The following is a 473-nucleotide window of genomic DNA, read 5'->3' as shown; positions in this document are numbered from 1 at the left end:
GGGTGCGTCTTTTCTGAAGGCGTCATTTATGTCTGATTAGAGTCAAAGCATCATGTCCTCGGCGTGTCTGGACTTTCAGGATATTTCTGGCACTACCAGATGTGATTGTTGCTGGTCAGGGGCTGGTTGACCGACCGAGGGAAGCAGCGGCAGGGAGGAACCGCGTCGCAGGGATCGTCGACTGCCGTCCAGTTCGCGGGATCATGGGTGACGTTGGTGCCCTTGTCCCAGACAGGTCGCGGAGGCCCTGCGGTGGCGGTTGCGGTAACGGTGACGGTGGAGCACGTCAGCGAGGACGGCAGCAGGGTCCCGCTGGACCCCGAGACCGCCGCTCTGCTCGCGGGCCCGATCGAGCGGTGCTCCTCGCTGATCGGCTGGGCGGTCGACGGCGCCGCCGCCCTGGATCACGGCGACCGGGAGAAGACGCTCGAGACGGACGGCCGCGAACTGCAGCGCACGCTGCTGGAGACCAC

The 473-nt window shown here is 65.1% G+C and carries 1 protein-coding gene; it reads left to right on the top strand.

What is annotated here, in order from left to right; translation table 11 throughout:
• Positions 1 to 252: 252 nt before the first annotated feature.
• The coding region (locus MJ797_RS09735; protein ID WP_239333885.1) for a hypothetical protein at positions 253 to 473 on the top strand (221 nt) is incomplete at its 3' end.

The organism is Protofrankia sp. CiP3 (genome assembly GCF_917627345.1).
GTDB lineage: Bacteria > Actinomycetota > Actinomycetes > Frankiales > Frankiaceae > Protofrankia.
This window is presented reverse-complemented; position numbering and strand designations above follow the sequence as displayed.